15 protein-coding genes are annotated in these 13,819 nt (G+C 62.6%); 10 read left to right on the top strand and 5 right to left on the bottom strand.

From position 1 onward, the window contains the following. Positions 1–33: 33 nt before the first annotated feature. The gene (locus tag ACLRGI_RS20025; protein WP_419203201.1) at positions 34–1,149 is read right to left on the bottom strand and encodes an EAL domain-containing protein; all 1,116 of its coding nucleotides are present in this window, start codon (positions 1,147–1,149) and stop codon (positions 34–36) included. A 175-nt stretch (positions 1,150–1,324) separates the two neighbouring features. Here ACLRGI_RS20025 and ACLRGI_RS20020 point away from each other — a divergent pair, with 175 nt between their 5' ends. Further along, positions 1,325–2,143, top strand: a complete 819-nt coding sequence (locus ACLRGI_RS20020; RefSeq protein WP_419203200.1) for a CPBP family intramembrane glutamic endopeptidase — start codon at positions 1,325–1,327, stop codon at positions 2,141–2,143. Positions 2,144–2,205: 62 nt separating this feature from the next. Here ACLRGI_RS20020 and ACLRGI_RS20015 read toward each other — a convergent pair whose 3' ends face one another. Continuing rightward, positions 2,206–2,793, bottom strand: a complete 588-nt coding sequence (locus ACLRGI_RS20015; protein ID WP_419203199.1) for a MarR family winged helix-turn-helix transcriptional regulator — start codon at positions 2,791–2,793, stop codon at positions 2,206–2,208. A 104-nt stretch (positions 2,794–2,897) separates the two neighbouring features. Between ACLRGI_RS20015 and idi the strand changes: the two genes are divergently transcribed. Genes idi through ACLRGI_RS19985 form a run of 6 tightly spaced genes read left to right on the top strand, consistent with a single transcriptional unit; the run spans position 2,898 to position 8,709 of the window. Beyond that, positions 2,898–3,452, top strand: coding sequence for an isopentenyl-diphosphate Delta-isomerase (gene idi, locus ACLRGI_RS20010; RefSeq protein WP_419203198.1), 555 nt, complete (start codon positions 2,898–2,900; stop codon positions 3,450–3,452). Continuing rightward, a complete protein-coding gene (locus ACLRGI_RS20005; protein WP_419203197.1) occupies positions 3,449–4,570 on the top strand; it encodes a polyprenyl synthetase family protein in 1,122 nt (373 codons plus the stop codon). The genes idi and ACLRGI_RS20005 overlap by 4 nt, the downstream gene beginning before the upstream one ends. Beyond that, positions 4,567–5,502: a phytoene/squalene synthase family protein gene (locus tag ACLRGI_RS20000; RefSeq protein ID WP_419203196.1), complete on the top strand. Its 936-nt coding sequence runs from the start codon at positions 4,567–4,569 to the stop codon at positions 5,500–5,502. The genes ACLRGI_RS20005 and ACLRGI_RS20000 overlap by 4 nt, the downstream gene beginning before the upstream one ends. Beyond that, a complete protein-coding gene (crtI, locus tag ACLRGI_RS19995; protein ID WP_419203195.1) occupies positions 5,499–7,151 on the top strand; it encodes a phytoene desaturase family protein in 1,653 nt (550 codons plus the stop codon). Before ACLRGI_RS20000 ends, crtI begins: the two co-directional genes overlap by 4 nt. After that, on the top strand, positions 7,151–7,507 hold the full coding sequence (locus ACLRGI_RS19990; protein WP_419203194.1) for a lycopene cyclase domain-containing protein: 357 nt from the start codon (positions 7,151–7,153) through the stop codon (positions 7,505–7,507). The genes crtI and ACLRGI_RS19990 overlap by 1 nt, the downstream gene beginning before the upstream one ends. Further along, the gene (locus ACLRGI_RS19985; protein ID WP_419203193.1) at positions 7,504–8,709 is read left to right on the top strand and encodes a prenyltransferase; all 1,206 of its coding nucleotides are present in this window, start codon (positions 7,504–7,506) and stop codon (positions 8,707–8,709) included. Before ACLRGI_RS19990 ends, ACLRGI_RS19985 begins: the two co-directional genes overlap by 4 nt. Here ACLRGI_RS19985 and ACLRGI_RS19980 read toward each other — a convergent pair. Next, on the bottom strand, positions 8,659–9,237 hold the full coding sequence (locus tag ACLRGI_RS19980; protein ID WP_419203192.1) for a MarR family winged helix-turn-helix transcriptional regulator: 579 nt from the start codon (positions 9,235–9,237) through the stop codon (positions 8,659–8,661). The genes ACLRGI_RS19985 and ACLRGI_RS19980 overlap by 51 nt on opposite strands. Positions 9,238–9,348: 111 nt before the next feature. Here ACLRGI_RS19980 and ACLRGI_RS19975 point away from each other — a divergent pair, with 111 nt between their 5' ends. Continuing rightward, positions 9,349–10,140, top strand: a complete 792-nt coding sequence (locus ACLRGI_RS19975; protein WP_419203191.1) for a TspO-related membrane protein — start codon at positions 9,349–9,351, stop codon at positions 10,138–10,140. A gap of 98 nt (positions 10,141–10,238) precedes the next feature. Here the strand turns inward: ACLRGI_RS19975 and ACLRGI_RS19970 are convergent, their stop codons facing one another. Then, positions 10,239–10,706 carry a DUF4383 domain-containing protein gene (locus ACLRGI_RS19970; protein ID WP_419203190.1) on the bottom strand — a complete coding sequence of 156 codons (468 nt, stop codon included), beginning with the start codon at positions 10,704–10,706 and terminating at the stop codon, positions 10,239–10,241. A 192-nt stretch (positions 10,707–10,898) separates the two neighbouring features. Beyond that, positions 10,899–11,234, bottom strand: a complete 336-nt coding sequence (locus ACLRGI_RS19965; protein ID WP_419203189.1) for a hypothetical protein — start codon at positions 11,232–11,234, stop codon at positions 10,899–10,901. Positions 11,235–11,591: 357 nt separating this feature from the next. Here ACLRGI_RS19965 and ACLRGI_RS19960 point away from each other — a divergent pair, with 357 nt between their 5' ends. Continuing rightward, on the top strand, positions 11,592–12,107 hold the full coding sequence (locus ACLRGI_RS19960; protein WP_419203188.1) for a MarR family winged helix-turn-helix transcriptional regulator: 516 nt from the start codon (positions 11,592–11,594) through the stop codon (positions 12,105–12,107). Between the two features lie 88 nt (positions 12,108–12,195). Continuing rightward, a complete protein-coding gene (locus ACLRGI_RS19955) occupies positions 12,196–13,689 on the top strand; it encodes an MFS transporter (protein WP_419203187.1) in 1,494 nt (497 codons plus the stop codon). The last annotated feature ends 130 nt before the right edge of the window (positions 13,690–13,819 follow it).

The following is a 13,819-nucleotide window of genomic DNA, read 5'->3' as shown; positions in this document are numbered from 1 at the left end:
TTTACGCGAGTCACCCAAATGCCCGGCAGTTGCCTAGCCTGCGGGCTGGGCTTCGGTCTGCGCGCGGATGCTCCATGCCGACCAATCCAGGGGGTGGACGGAGGGGCGCCCCAGGAGGTATCCCTGCGCTGCCGTGACCTTCAGCGCGGTGACCTCATCAAGCTCTGCAGCTGTTTCGATGCCTTCTGCGATGATGTCCGCGCCGATCTCCCGCGCAAGCTCCACGATGGCCCTGGCCCGGCTTTTTTGGCCGTCGCTGCTTTCGATTCCTTCAATCAAGTGGCGATCCAGCTTGATGATGTCCGGGCGCAGTTGTTCAATCCGCTCCATGGAAACCAAAGCCGCTCCGGACGCACTGATGGCCAGCCGCAAGCCGAGGGCGCGCAGGGGCCCCAGGCCGTCGTCGCCGGTTTGTCCCTCCACGGATTCCAAGCTGCCCGTCAGTTCAACAATGATCCTGTCCGGGGCCAGCGCCGCCGCGGCCAGCAGGTTCCGCACACGAGGGTCGCTGGACGTTGCAGGGGTGAGGTTCAACGCCACGGACATGTTGTCCGGGACATCGTGTGCGGCCGTCAGTGCGCAATGAAGTGCCGCGATCTCAAGCTCCGTGCCCAAGCCGGCCGCCGCAGCCTCGTTGAACCACACATCGGCTCCGGCCCCATCCTCGCCGACGAACCTGGTCAGCGCCTCCACGCCCACCACCTCGCCGCCAGGCAGCGCATGGACAGGCTGGAAGGCTGTGAGCAGGAGCTTGTCCGCGAGGATCGACTGGATGCCTTCGCGGACTTCGTGGCTGACAGGGACCGACACGGTCCGGGCCGTATCCGGAGACTCCAGGTGCAGGCTGGCCGGTTCACGCTGAACCGGAACCTTGACCGCTGAGCCAGGCGTCTTGCGGGTCTTGAGGAGGTGCTCCAACAACGCACGCTCGGGATCGTCGGGACGGGCATCGAGCAACGCGCGAAGGTTCTTCCGTGCGCTTTCGCTCCGGGCATCGTTATCAGCCAGGATGGATTCGATAATGTCCAGCACCTGCTCCCGCATGGTCAGGTCTTCGCCGGCAGGCAAGGCCGCAGCGTTATTCGCCGCAGCGCCGTCCTTCGGTGAGCTGCCGCTTTCCGGTTTAAAAGAGCCCGCGTCTTGAGCCATTAATTATTCCTTTGTGTGTCCCCCACTGGCCAAGCCAGCCATTACATGGCCTCCACCAAAGGGTGTGGGCCCTGTCACGAATCTTACAGAGGAATGAGAGCACCCGAGGTACAACGATGACATCCTGACGACGGAAAACATGTCATGGGCCGTCATGCCCTGGCATGCTGGAGGGGTGACATCCATTTCAACGGAATCACCCAGGACCGCACTCAGTTGGAAGCTTCTGCCCGCGGCATTGCTTTCCCTGTCCGGCGTGCCGCTCTTTGTGCTGGGCAATGGGCTGCTCGGCTATGGCTTGCTGGTTGCAAGCGTGGCGACGGCCGCCTTCATCGACCACCGGCTAATGCGACACCTTGCGTTGATCGCGGCCGGCGTGACCATCATCAGCTTGGTACCCCTCAACGCCGACCTCAGCACAGAGCACATGGCCCTCATGGGCGGCGCCCTGGCATTGGCTGTGCTGGTGCCCTGGCTGGTGTCACGGTTCGCCTACCGCGAAGACATCATCAGGTTTCCCGTCAACACAGGCCGCAAATGGCCTTTGGCAGCGAAGCTGTACCTGATCGGCGTCGTTGCCCTCGGGTACTTCATCCTGCCGGTGTACCTGATCGGAACGGGAGCCTACCAAAACTGGCCGGACGCTTCCGATCCCGAGATCTTCTGGCGGCTCTTCCTGGGTGTTAACGCCGTGGGAATCTGGGATGAACTGTTTTTCATCTGCACCACCTTCACCTTGCTGCGCCAACACTTTCCGGACTGGCTGGCCAACCTCCTGCAAGCGGTGGTTTTTTCATCATTCCTCTGGGAGATCGGCTACCAGTCGTGGGGTCCGCTCTTGACGTTCCCGTTCGCGTTGCTGCAGGCCTACACCTTCAAGCTCACCAAATCGTTCTCATACGTGGTGTCCGTGCACTTGCTCTTCGACTTGGTGCTGTTCCTCGCGCTGGTGCATGCGCACAACCGGGACTGGTTGCCGATCTTCCTGTACTAGCGCGTCACCGGGTATAGCGCCGGGCCCAGCTCCCCGAACCGGGCCTAGCTCCCTGAACCGGGCTACGTCCCTGAACCGGCCCAGGCTTCATTGGAAACTTCAATTTCCTGTGCCATGTCATCAAGGAACCGAATCACCGATTCCCGCTCGGAAGGGCTGAGCCTGACCGCCGCGAGGAACCGATTGGCCTGCTGCCGCCCAACAGTTCTCATGGCGGCCCGGTGCGTTTCGGGAGTAATCGCAATGGCGAGTGCGCGGCGGTCGGAGGGGTGGGCATGTCGGGTCACATGGCCGGCGCGTTCCAGCCGGTCGAGCAGCTTGGTGGTTGACGCCGTCGAAATATTGAGCCGGGAGGCTATTGCACCGGGGGTGGCAATCACGCCATGGTTGGCACAGACAATCAGATAGTGCAGGGCACGCATGTCGGACTGATTGAGTTTCATGTACCGGAGTGAAGCGTCGGAAAGCCGCTGTTCGGCGTCGCGCAGTCTTCCCAACGCTGCCATCAGGTGGCTTATTTGCTGGACATCGGCTTCTGAGAGGCCGGATCGATCCACAAGTTCCTGATGGGGATCGTTGGCGTCCAAGTCGTAGATGCCAGCGGAAACCGGAGTCCCGGCTTCTTCAGGTATCTCTTCAGGACTGGACATGATTGGTATGTTACACCTAACTTCCTACATGGTAGCCTTTCTTCTAGCTTGTCTAGCAATATTCAAGTCTTGGACAGAAACAAGGGTGTGGAGGAAGGCGCAACATGAACGCGACAGAGATGGTGGTCCTCCTTGACGACGCCGGAATGCCCATTGGGGAGGCTCCCAAAGCGGATGTCCACACACTGGACACGCCCCTCCACCTGGCCTTTTCCTGTTACCTCCTCAACGATGCCGGGGAAGTCCTCCTGACCCGCCGTTCACCCGAGAAGAAAACGTGGCCCGGAGTCTGGACCAACAGCTTCTGCGGGCACCCGGGGCCCGGTGAAGAGTTCGAGGATGCCGTGCTCAGGCGCGCCCGGTTCGAACTTGGAGTGGACGCCACCATGATCGAACTGGTCCTCCCCCACTTCCGTTACAGGGCGGTAGATCCAAGGGGGATCGTCGAGAATGAGATTTGCCCCGTGTACATAGCGCGCATCACGGGGGCACTGAAACCGAATCCCTCCGAAGTGGCGGACTGGGCTTGGATTTCGCCGGCACTCCTCGCGGATGCATTGCAGCACACGCCGTCCGCTTTCAGCCCCTGGCTCGGACTCCAATTCCCGGAGCTCCTCGAGGCGAACGCCTTGCCGCTCCAAGCTGGCGCTGAAGCATGACCATCACCTCAAGCGCCGTCCGCAGCCGCACGGACCTCTGCTCCGCGATCGAAAACGAACTAAGCGGACTCATCGGCAAGAGAGCCAGCGCCGCAACGGCCTACGGTGCCGATTTCGCCCGGTTATGGGCGCTCGCAGGCAAGAATGTCCTGGGCGGCAAGTTCGTCCGGCCGCTGCTGCTCATGGAAGCATACGACGCACTCCGCCAGCGCCATCATGAACATGGTCCTGCGGAAACACGACGGCGCGAGACCGCCATCAGCATCGCCGCCGCCATCGAACTCCTGCACTATGCCTTCCTGCTGCACGATGACGTGATCGACGGCGACCTCGTCCGCCGCGGACACCCGAACCTGATCGGCTCCCTCCTCGCCGAAGCCAGCGAAACCGCCCGCAGGGACGGCACTGACGGAACCCGCGCCGGAAGCGACCTCCACTGGGCTCAAACCGGCGGAATCCTGATGGGCGACATGCTCCTCGCTGCGACGCACCAGTCCTTTGCCCGGGCGGATCTCCCCCACGAGCTGCGGCTGCGGTTACTCGACCTCCTGGAACACACCATCAACGAGACCGTGGCCGGTGAACAGCTGGATGTGGGACTTGGCGACGGCGTCATTGCCCCGGACCTCCGGACGATCCTGGTGATGTGTGGCTACAAAACCGCCACATATACCTTCGAACTCCCGCTACGTGCCGCCGCTGCGCTGGCTGGTGCCGACTTCGCCGTCGAGAATGCGCTCGCAACAGCCGGCAGGCATCTGGGGCTCGCCTTCCAACTCCAAGACGACCTCCTGTCCACTTTCGGGGATCCTCGCCGCCACGGCAAGGATCCCTTTTCGGACCTACGCGAGGGCAAGGAAACGGCCATCATCGCCCATGCACGGACCACAAACGCCTGGCCGGACATCGAGTCCTTCTTCGGAAAACCTGAGCTCAGCGTCGACGACGGCGCGCATGTCCGGCGGCATCTCAGCGCTTGCGGGGCCGAAGCCTTCGTCCAAGGCCTCATCGAAGAACAAATGCAGGCATTCAACAGTCAGCTGACCACCACCATTCCGGCGGGCGTGCGCAACGTCCTGCTTGACCTCGCAGGACAGCTTGAAGGACGGCAATCATGAGCGTCGCCACAGATACCTCGTTCAAGCATTTCACCCGGACGGCCGAACGCGCCGCCAACCAGGTCATCTCCGCCTACTCCACCTCTTTTGGATTGGCTTGCCGGCTGCTGGGACCCAGGCACCGCCAGCACGTCCGCAACATCTATGCCCTGGTGCGGGTGGCCGACGAACTCGTGGACGGAGTGACGGCGGAAGCCGGCCTGAGCTACCAGCAGCAGTGCGACGCCCTGACGCACTTCATTGATGAGACACACCGGGCCGTCAAACTCGGCTACAGCAGCGACCTCATCATCCACGCCTTCGCCCAGACGGCCCGAACCGCCGGGATCGACGCCTCGCTGATCGATCCGTTCTTTGCCTCCATGCGCATGGACCTCGGCGAGCGCACTGAGTTTCTCGAGCACAGTGCGTTTCCCGACCCCGCTGCGGATACTCCCCTCCGCTTCGACGCCGACGCGCACGACGGCTACGTCCACGGTTCCGCCGAGGTGGTGGGGTTGATGTGCCTGCGCGTCTTCATGCGGGACGAAAACATCCGCGACGGCGACGCCGCGGCTTTGGAACACGGTGCCAGCAGGTTGGGCGCTGCTTTCCAGAACATCAACTTCCTCAGGGACCTGGCCGATGACACCACCCGCCTGGGCCGCAGCTACCTTGGGACCTCGGACCATCTTGAGGACCGCGACCGCATGGAGTGGGTCAACACCATCCGAGCGCAACTGGCCGATGCCAGCGCCGTCATTCCCATGCTGCCGCGTGATGCCCGGGCCGCTGTCCGGAGTGCGTTGGCGTTGTTCCAGGCACTCACGGACAGGATCGAACACACCACCGTGGATGATCTCTACCGCTCCCGGGTACGCGTACCGGACGCCGTGAAAGCCGGGCTCGCGGCCCGCGCCGTCGCCTCAACATGGATGGAGCTGCACCGATGACCCGGACAGTAGTGATCGGCGGTGGCATCGCTGGGCTTGCCACCGCCGCACTCCTCGCCCACGAAGGACACGAGGTCCAGCTCCTCGAACAGCGCGAGCGGGTGGGCGGCCGAGCCGGCAGCCTCGAGCGGGACGGCTTCCGCTGGGACACGGGCCCCTCCTGGTACCTGATGCCCGGCGTCTTTGATCACTTCTTCAACCTGCTAGGCACCAGCACCGCTGAACAGTTGGATCTGCGCACGCTCAGCCCTGCGTACCGTATCTTCAGCGAACCAAACCACGACGGCGTGCGGCCGGAGCCGCTGACCGTCCCGCTCGGCAGCGAGCAGGTTTTGGAGACCTTCGAACGCGTGGAGCCCGGGAGCTCAAAGGAGCTCAAGACCTACCTCGCCTCCGCCCGGCACACTACGGAGATGGCTGAACGTTTCTTCCTTTACAACCCGTTCACCAGACTGCAGGCGCTGCTTCAGCCGGAGGTTGTGCGCAGCCTCCCGAAGCTCGCACAGCTGCTCCTGACGCCCTTGGATAAATACGTTTCCCGGCGGTTCCAACATCCGGTGCTGCGGCAGGTGCTTGGCTATCCGGCCGTTTTCCTGGGTACCAGCCCTTCCGATGCTCCCGCCATGTACCACCTGATGAGTGCTTTGGACCTGGGAGACGGCGTGCAGTATCCCATGGGCGGTTTTTGGGCCCTTGTTGAACGCCTGGAAGCCTTGGCCATCGACGCCGGCGTCAGGATCCACACAGGGGCCGAAGCCCTGAAGATCACTACCCGCGAAGCCACGCACACCAAGAAACCGGGGCGTTTTGACGGCCTGAAGCTTCCCGCAGGACTTACCGGCAAGGACAGCCGGGAAGTCACCGGAGTCAAGTGGCGCGACAACTCGGGAGCGGAGCACTACAGCGTTGCCGATCAAGTGGTCTCCGGCGCCGACCTGCACCACACCGAAACACAGCTCCTCGGCGTCAGGGACCGCAGCTACAACAAGAAGTACTGGCAGGGCCGCACCAGTGGGCCCGGTGCAGTCCTGGTGATGTTGGGCGTGAAGGGCTCCCTGCCGGACCTGCCTCACCACTCCCTGTTCTTCACCCGCGATTGGGAAGCAAACTTCGCCTCGATTTTCGGTGACAATCCGAGCATTCCGGATCCCGCGTCAATCTATGTCTGCAAACCCAGCGCCACTGATGCCGGAGTCGCACCACGGGACCACGAGAATCTGTTCGTCCTGGTTCCCATCCCCGCCGACCCCTCACTGGGAGCCGGCGGGCCCGATGGCAGCGGCGATGTGCTGATCGAACAAACCGCCGACGCCGCCATCGACCAGGTCGCCCAGTGGGCCAATATCCCGGATCTCCGCGAACGCGTGGTGGTTCGGCACACCATCGGACCGGCCGACTTCGCCCGCGATTACAACTCCTGGCGCGGAGGAATGCTGGGCCCTGCGCACACGCTCCGGCAGAGCGCCATGTTCCGTGCCCAGAACGCCTCCAAGCGTGTTCGCGGCCTCTACTACGCCGGAGCCACGACAGCTCCGGGCGTTGGCGTGCCCATGTGCCTCATCAGTGCCGAACTGGTCCTGAAACGGATCCGCGGCGATCACAGTACCGGCCCTACCACTGTGAGGCCTGTTGCTAGCAGGATTGGCTGATGGGCGTTCTCTACTTGGTCTCCTTGTTGCTTGGCATCACCTGCATGCTCCTGCTCGATCACCGTTTCCGCCTGTTCTTCTGGCGGGACGCACAGGCAGCGGCAATCGTGACCGCCGTCGGGGTGCTGTTCCTGCTTGCTTGGGACGTGGCCGGAATCGGCCTGGGGATTTTCCTGCGCGGCGAAGGGACCATTGCCACCGGGCTGCTGCTGGCACCCGAACTACCCATCGAGGAACCCGTGTTCCTGCTGTTCCTGGTGCTGTGCACCATGGTCCTGTATACCGGAGCCCGGCGGCTGCTTGACCGGATTCCCGCCGCTCGCAGTGAGAAGCAGCGGGAGCGTGAGAACGTATGACGTACCTGTGGCTCGCACTCGCCTTCATCGCCGCGGCGGCCATTGCCGGCGTGATCTTCGCGCATCGGGGCGCCCGGCCCGGCGAGGCCGGCAAACACTGGAAGGCTGTGGGCCTTGCATTCGGGGTCCTTGCGGTCCTGACAGCCGTGTTCGACTCCGTCATGATCGGAATGGAACTCTTCCACTACGACGCTTCACACATTCTCGGCGTCAAAATTGGCTTGGCGCCGATCGAGGATTTCGCTTATCCGCTGGCGGGGGTCGTGGCGCTGCCTGGCCTGTGGATGTGGCTGACACGCAAGAGAAAGGGTGCCGGGTCCAGTTCGTCACCTGAGCTCAAGCGCCTCGTCCCCCAGGCCCTGCTCGCGTCCCGACCCGTGAGCTGGATCAACACCGCCTACCCCTTCGCCGCAGCCATGCTCCTCACCACCCGGGAAATCGACTGGGTGTTGATCGTGGGCACGTTTTACTTCCTGATCCCCTACAACCTCGCCATGTACGGCATCAATGATGTTTTCGACTACGAGTCGGACCTCAATAACCCGCGCAAGGGCGGCATTGAAGGCGCGCTCCTCCAGCCGCATCTTCACCGGCCCATGCTGTGGCTCGCCGCTATCACCAACGTTCCGTTCCTGCTGCTGTTGGCATCGGCGGGCGGGCCTGCCGCATGGATCAGCCTGACCGTCAGCGCCTTCGCCGTGGTGGCTTACTCGGTCGCCGGGCTTCGCTTCAAGGAACGCCCGGTCTTGGACTCGCTGACGTCCAGCACGCACTTCGTGAGTCCCGCCGTCGTGGGGTTGGCGCTGGCCGGCGCTAACGTGACGCCCGGTCTGCTGATCCTGCTGGCCGCATTCTTCCTGTGGGGAATGGCAGCCCACGCCTTCGGCGCCGTCCAGGACATCGAACCCGACCGGCAGTCCGGTATCGGCTCCATAGCAACCGTCATCGGTGCCCACCGGACGGTGAGGCTCGCCGTCGGACTCTGGACTGTTGCCGGCCTCGCGATGCTGGCAACGCCGTGGCCGGGGCCGCTCGCGGCCATCATCGCCGTCCCGTACATCATCAACTGCGCCCCTTACTGGAACGTCACGGATACGACGGCGGCGCGCACCAATGTGGCGTGGCGACGGTTCATCTGGCTTAACTACGGTTCAGGATTCCTGGTGACGCTCATTTTCATCCTGCAATGGACGCTCACGTGATGAAGGCGGCGTGTGCTCGGGGGCCTCAGGTTCCTCATCGATGGTGTCCAACGCTTCGCGCATATGCTGCAGGAAGTTCACCACCACCTGCGACTCGTCCGGGCTCAAGGCACACGCAGCGTCCAGCATCCGGCGGTGCATCCCGCCCAGGGTGTGCCTCACTTCCTGGTCCGAGCCGGGAGTTGCCTTCAGGATCAGAGCCCTGCGGTCAGTGGGATGGGGCTCACGTCGAATGTGGCCGGACTCCACCAAACGGTCGATCAATGTTGTCATGGATGCCGACGTTATGCCGAGTTTGTCGCCCAGGTCCTTCGGTTTCATCACTTTGCCTGCGGCCTCGGCTTCAAACAAATAGCGCAGGGCCAGCAGGTCTTTCTCACCCATCCCCATGGACGAACGGGTCCTGCGGCGCATCGCTTGCTCGGAGGCGCGGTAATCCCGCAACGCGTTCAGGACATCAATGGCAATGGCCTTCTGACCTGGGTCTTTGCCGTACCAATAGCCCTTTGCGTGGCCTTCCGCGTCCATCCGGTGTTCCTTCGATAAGCGTAAAGCTCGTTTCACTAGCATTTTGATACTAAGTCACGTACCGCGCGAATGCATGACACCGCACATCCCACAAGGAAAGAGGCTCAGCAAATGGCAACTCGAAGCTCAGATTTGAAGCGGCAGATCGCGGTCACCGTGAGCTTGGTGGTCTGCATTGTTGGTTCGATGATCGGCGTCGGAGTCTTCGGTGGCACGCCGATAGCCCAGGCAGCCGGCGGAGCGTTGGCTGCCGACTCAACACTTCTGGCCCCGGCCACACCCGCGTTCTCCATCTGGTCCGTGGTTTATGCCGGGCTTGCCGCTTTCACGGTCTGGCAATGGCTGCCGTCACAGCGTTCCAATCCCCGGCAGCGTTCGCTCGGGTGGATAGTTGCTGCCTCAATGATCCTCAATGCTGCGTGGATTCTGTCCGTGCAGGCCGGCCTCCTTGCGTTGAGCGTCCTGGTGATCCTGGCATTGCTGGTGACGCTGGTGTTGGCGTTCCTCCGCTACAGCCAGAGCCGGACATCCTCAGGGGTTGAGGCAGTTGTGGTCGATGGAACTCTCGGGTTGTACTTCGGGTGGACCAGCGTGGCCGTGTGCGCCAACATCGCTGCTGCTTTGAAGGCCTCAGGGTTTGGGGGCTTCGGGTTGCGTCCGGAAGTCTGGTCCGTGGCTGTTCTGGTGGTAGTGGCGGTGGTGGGCATCGCGTTGGCCATCAAGGGCCACGGGCGACTTGCCCTCGCAGCCGCCATTGCGTGGGGTCTCGTGTGGATTACGGTCGGTCGAAGCGCCGACGCACCCGAATCATTCCCGACGGCGATCGCGGCCGCCATTGCTGCGGCCCTGGTACTCGGTGCTGCGATTACAGTGCGGACACGGACAGTGCTGGCCGGGCGCTAGCGTTTGTGCGCCGCCCTGGCTACGAGACCCGCACTCGTTTGCTGCACAACCCGTACAACGGTGAGTGGGGCGAACAAGGGCGGGAGACGCGGCGCCTGTCACCTTCCAGTAACGGATCCCGTACGGGTAGTGGTGGTCCGTCGGCTGAGCGCCAGGCCGAGCGCCAGCATGCCAACGCTCAAAATGAGGTGCAGCCAGTTATCGGCATTGTTGACCGGCACGAAGTTCGCGCTGGACTCCTGATCGATGACCAGACCGTAGATCCAAAGCACCAGGTACACGGCGCCACCAGCAATGAGGTAGTTGCGGGCCTGTCCTGGCGTACGGGCCATGAGAATGCCTGCAACACCAAAGAGCAGGTGCACGATGTTATGCAGGATGGAAACTTGGAAGATTCCCAACAAGAGTGCTTCTGAATCATGTCCCGCGAAGGACAGTGACTCGTAATTCGAGGTGATTCCAGGGATGAATCCCAGCACTCCAACGAGGAGAAATACTGCTCCCACAATCTGTGCTGCTCGTTGGATGGTTGATCGCGCTCGGGCGGGGCTGTTGGTGGATGTCATGAGTTCTCCTCTATTGGCAAACGGCTCAAGATCCTGGTTGTCGTGACCGGAACCGTCTGCTCAATTCCAGTCAACCCGAAAATATCATAAGGTTGCTTAGTATAGAAGGATTTAGCTCAGTACAGGTGGGATAGTTTGCAGGGGCATCCGGCATCCTGGACCGCTGATGCGTCCCGGACCGGTGAACTCCTGTTACGGTGCGCAGGCATCCTTGAGCGCCTGAACCGACTCGGCCGGGACCTCGTCTCCTGCTTCCGCAATCCGGTTCAACGGCGTCGTGATTTCTGCGGGGACGCCAGCAGCACTCGCGGTGGAAACCAAGCCGGCCAGCAACTGCTTGTCCTGAACGCTGACCAATCCGTCCTGGACTACGGCGCAGACCTGCTTGGTCACTTCATCGGCGGCGGCCGTAGCCACCTTCGATGCGGCGTCGCTGGCTGCGTTTGTGGCTGCTTCCTCCACGGCTCCGCAGCCGACGAGCAGCAACATCAGGGGGACGGCGGACAGGGCGGCGAGGCGACGGGTCATGACTCCAGCCTAGCAATCGGACCGCCCCCTAAACTGCGGGTTGGAGAGGTCCCGGATGCTCATGGCGTCGTGTAGCTCTATAGGGCTGAGATAAATAGGCATTGCTGGTCCTTGGATTGGAATGGGTGGAGGCTTCCTCCCCCGACTCACTCCAGTGCCAGGACCTAGGCGCGCGCCAAACAGCCCTCGCGACCGGAGACCGGTCGGGGGCAAGTAAATCGACGCAGGGAGATCATGCGCCGACTATACCGCTCTCCCCGGTGCCAGGACAGCGATACTTAGCGCATCGTCAGGCGGTGCACCGGCCCATGGCCGCGACTCCGCGGTAGACTTGCAGCACCCACCTATGCTTGACGGATGGGAGAAAAGCCAGTGAACCATGTGGCGTTGGCCGTCTGCATGATCGATATCTCGTCTGACATCCGCCGTAAGTCACTCAACGAAACAGGCCTCCGCCCCATATCCAACGGCGTACTTGAGATCCTCAGGGTCATCGAAAGCCACCCCGGAGTTACGGTAGCCGAGGTGGCCGCACGCCTGGGGCGGCAACTGAGCAATGTCAGTGTCCAGTTGCGCGAGCTCGTGGCGGCCGGACTGGTGACGCGGGTCAAGGATGCCGCGGATAAGCGATACGTCTCCCTCCATCCCACGGACGAATCGAAACGCATCAAATCGCTCCTCGAAGGCGCATGGGCTGATGCTCTGACGAAAGCCAGCGAGCGCCTGTCCCCCGAAGAACGCGAGCAGATCGCGGCCAGCCTGCCTGCCTTGGAGCGGCTCGCTTCAATCCTCGCGGAACCTGAACGTATGCCTGAACGCGTGCCGGAACGCGCCCCGGATCAGCCTCAGCCGCAGGCACCCGAACAACACTAGGACCAACGTCACTCCCTTGCGGCTTACACCTGCCGGCCAAAGTACTTATACTTTCATAAGTATTACTACTTATCAGAATGGGTGACGCGTGGCATCACAACTACTCGGGACTTCGGGCTCTCCGGACTCTTTGGGCCAAGGCAGCAATCAAGGCCAGCACAACAAAAAGGGCATCGGGTGGCGAGCCCTCCCCTTCCTGGCCTTGGCGCAGTTCATGGTTGTCCTCGACGGCACCATCGTGAACCTCGCACTTCCCCGCCTCCAGATGGAGATGGGCATCAGCGACTCCACCAGGGCGTGGGTGGTCACCGCCTACGCCCTGGTCTTCGGCGCATTCCTGCTGCTGGGCGGGCGCATCGCGGACTTCTGGGGACGGAAGCGGACCTTCATCACCGCCTCGGCAGGCTTCGCCATCGCCTCACTGATCGGCGGACTGGCACAGCAGCCCTGGGAACTGATCGGAGCACGTGCGCTCCAGGGCATCTTCGCAGCGCTGCTCGCACCCGCGGCGCTGGCGCTCCTGACCGTTGCTTTTCCCGGCGGCAAGGACCGCGGAACCGCGTTTGCCATCTTTGGCTCCATCAGCGGGGTGGGTGCGGCTGCAGGAGTCTTGCTCGGCGGCTTCCTCACCGAGTTCGTTTCCTGGCGCTGGTGCTTCTTCGTCAACATCCCCATCGCCATCATCGCCCTCGTGGGCGTCTGGGCTTTGGTGAGCGAAAGCAAAGCCGGGGGTTCCACCAAATACGACTGGCCCGGCGTCGTTCTTGCCGCACTGGGCTTGGGCTCCCTGGTTTACGGCTTCGCCAATGCCGAACACGGCTGGAGTGCTATTGAGTCATGGGGATTCATTGCCCTGGGTGTGCTGCTGCTGGTACTTTTCGTCGCCGTCGAGCGTAAGGTCAAGAACCCACTACTGCCGCTGCGCGTCGCCACGGAACGCAACCGGGCAGCAGCCTTCCTGGCATCATTCCTGGCGGGAGCGGTACTGATTGGTGGAATCCTGTTCATCAATTTCTACCTGCAGATCGTCTTGGGCTTCGCACCGTTTGCGGCCGGCATCGCATCCCTGCCCATGACGGTGGTGCTGATCGTCACCGCGGGCCTCGTGGCGAAAAACCTCCCCAAGCTGGGAGCGAGGATCCCCAGCGCCCTGGGCCCGGTCTTCATGGCCGCAGCCATGCTGTGGCTCACCCAGGTGACACCCGAGGGCACGTACGCCGTCAACATGCTGCCCGCGCTGGTGCTGATGGGCGTCGGCCTGGGCATGGTCTTCGTTCCTATGCAGAACCTGGCCCTTTTCGGAGTGGACAAGGACGATGCCGGCGTAGCGAGCGCACTGGTCAATGCGTCACAACAGATCGGTGGATCGTTGGGCATCGCCCTCTTCAGCACCATCGCAGCCGCAGCCACCGCCGCGGTGGGTGGCGGGACGCTGGCCGCGCTGACCTCGGGCTACTCACTGGTGTTCCTGTGGGCTGCCGGTGTGGCGATACTGATAGCACCGATTGCGTTGCTCCTCATCAGGATCGACCGCAAGACCTTCAGCGGCACCGAAGACACTCCCCACATCCACCTCGGATAAATGCAGACGCGGGGGGGAACCACCCCGGGGGGGGGGGGGGGTGGGGTTTGGGGGGGGGAGATAAAATGCCACCACAGGAAGACGAGAATAACAACCATGAACACCCCACCCACACCCTCTCCGCTCCTCC

It is taken from the genome of Paenarthrobacter sp. PPS72 (assembly GCF_048537125.1).
In the GTDB taxonomy this organism is placed as follows: Bacteria; Actinomycetota; Actinomycetes; order Actinomycetales; family Micrococcaceae; genus Arthrobacter; species Arthrobacter nitroguajacolicus_E.
Note: the sequence above shows the minus strand (reverse complement) of the source record. Positions and strands in the feature narration are given on the sequence as shown.

What these genes read in the sequence shown, in the direction of transcription:
- ACLRGI_RS20005 (WP_419203197.1), top strand. Translation starts at nt 3,449, where the DNA reads ATGACCATCACCTCAAGCGCCGTCCGCAGCCGCACGGACCTCTGCTCC.
- crtI (WP_419203195.1), top strand. Translation starts at nt 5,499, where the DNA reads ATGACCCGGACAGTAGTGATCGGCGGTGGCATCGCTGGGCTTGCCACC.
- ACLRGI_RS19980 (WP_419203192.1), bottom strand. Translation starts at nt 9,237, where the DNA reads ATGGACGCGGAAGGCCACGCAAAGGGCTATTGGTACGGCAAAGACCCA.
- ACLRGI_RS19970 (WP_419203190.1), bottom strand. Translation starts at nt 10,706, where the DNA reads ATGACATCCACCAACAGCCCCGCCCGAGCGCGATCAACCATCCAACGA.
- ACLRGI_RS20025 (WP_419203201.1), bottom strand. Translation starts at nt 1,149, where the DNA reads ATGGCTCAAGACGCGGGCTCTTTTAAACCGGAAAGCGGCAGCTCACCG.
- ACLRGI_RS19985 (WP_419203193.1), top strand. Translation starts at nt 7,504, where the DNA reads ATGACGTACCTGTGGCTCGCACTCGCCTTCATCGCCGCGGCGGCCATT.
- idi (WP_419203198.1), top strand. Translation starts at nt 2,898, where the DNA reads ATGAACGCGACAGAGATGGTGGTCCTCCTTGACGACGCCGGAATGCCC.
- ACLRGI_RS20000 (WP_419203196.1), top strand. Translation starts at nt 4,567, where the DNA reads ATGAGCGTCGCCACAGATACCTCGTTCAAGCATTTCACCCGGACGGCC.
- ACLRGI_RS19990 (WP_419203194.1), top strand. Translation starts at nt 7,151, where the DNA reads ATGGGCGTTCTCTACTTGGTCTCCTTGTTGCTTGGCATCACCTGCATG.
- ACLRGI_RS19960 (WP_419203188.1), top strand. Translation starts at nt 11,592, where the DNA reads ATGGGAGAAAAGCCAGTGAACCATGTGGCGTTGGCCGTCTGCATGATC.
- ACLRGI_RS19965 (WP_419203189.1), bottom strand. Translation starts at nt 11,234, where the DNA reads ATGACCCGTCGCCTCGCCGCCCTGTCCGCCGTCCCCCTGATGTTGCTG.
- ACLRGI_RS20015 (WP_419203199.1), bottom strand. Translation starts at nt 2,793, where the DNA reads ATGTCCAGTCCTGAAGAGATACCTGAAGAAGCCGGGACTCCGGTTTCC.
- ACLRGI_RS19975 (WP_419203191.1), top strand. Translation starts at nt 9,349, where the DNA reads ATGGCAACTCGAAGCTCAGATTTGAAGCGGCAGATCGCGGTCACCGTG.